This window comes from Limnobaculum eriocheiris, from assembly GCF_021010575.1.
GTDB lineage: Bacteria > Pseudomonadota > Gammaproteobacteria > Enterobacterales > Enterobacteriaceae > Limnobaculum > Limnobaculum eriocheiris.
Window position 1 is genome coordinate 1 of the sequence record NZ_JAJNAG010000097.1, and the last position, 1,062, is coordinate 1,062.

2 protein-coding genes are annotated in these 1,062 nt (G+C 34.8%); one reads left to right on the forward strand and one right to left on the reverse strand.

Going from position 1 to position 1,062, the window contains the following annotated elements; translation table 11 throughout:
• Window positions 1-277: 277 nt before the first annotated feature.
• On the forward strand, window positions 278-856 hold the full coding sequence (locus tag LPW36_RS17615; protein ID WP_230611892.1) for an Ail/Lom family outer membrane beta-barrel protein: 579 nt from the start codon (window positions 278-280) through the stop codon (window positions 854-856).
• 98 nt (window positions 857-954) lie between these two features.
• Here LPW36_RS17615 and LPW36_RS17620 read toward each other — a convergent pair.
• The coding region (locus LPW36_RS17620) for an IS1 family transposase (RefSeq protein ID WP_230608631.1) at window positions 955-1,062 on the reverse strand (108 nt) is incomplete at its 5' end.

Genomic DNA, 1,062 nt, shown 5'->3' on the forward strand with positions numbered 1-1,062 from the left:
TTAAGGACGGCGATTATCTGGTGCTCTGTGAATCGGATTTTACGCATGGTGATCTCCTCAGGGGACATAATCAGTATGTCAGAAGATCTCTAAAAGTGAATGGGTCGTTTTGATGGGATACTTACAATCATGTCTATGGTGGTGTGTTTTATTTTTTTGTAATAAATAATTCTTTGACATGGAAACTATTTTAATAATAATTACCATGTTCTGTTTTTTGGGATAAATTATCTATTCTATATTGATGGATTAATTGAAATTTAACATTGGGATATTTATGAATAAAATTTTTCTAGGTTGTATTGTAGCTTATAGTTTGACTTTGGCTAATGTAGCTTTAGCTGACTCTCAAACGGTATCTGCTGGTTATGCTCAAAGTAAAGTGCAAGATTATAAAAATATTAATGGTTTTAACCTACAATATCGATATGAGTGGGATTCTCCGATAAGTTTAGTAAGTTCATTTAGTTATATGAGTGGTAGTGACAGTAATTCATATCATGATTATTCGGGCGATTTTTATAAAAATAATCTTGATGTAAAATACTATTCTTTATTAGTTGGACCCGCTTATCGTTTGAATCCTTATATCAGTTTGTATGGTGTTGTTGGTGCCTCTTATACTAAATCCGATGGCTCTTATGAGTGGTATAATAGTGTAGGGGCTGATGAGGATGATGGGCATAGTAAGGGAAGTTTATCTAAAAACTCAACAGAGTTTGCTTACGGTGCTGGCATAATTATTAATCCAACAGATTACTTATCTGTCAACGTAGGCTATGAGGGTTCAAAACTGGAGCTGGCAGGTAGTCACGGTGTTAATGGGTTTAATGTTGGCATTGGTTATAAATTCTAAAATCTATATATTAAGAGTTATATTTTAAATGGTGTATGGTCAGGTTTCTTAGAAATAGGTGGCCTGATTATTCGGGTTAGATGGGTCGTGACGCAGATTTAGTGGTAATGATTGATCGTCAGATACCATCCGATGATCTTATCGTGCATTTCTTCTGACTTTGAGAAGCAGATAGTCTTGCGGGTCAACCGTTTAAGATGGGTTCG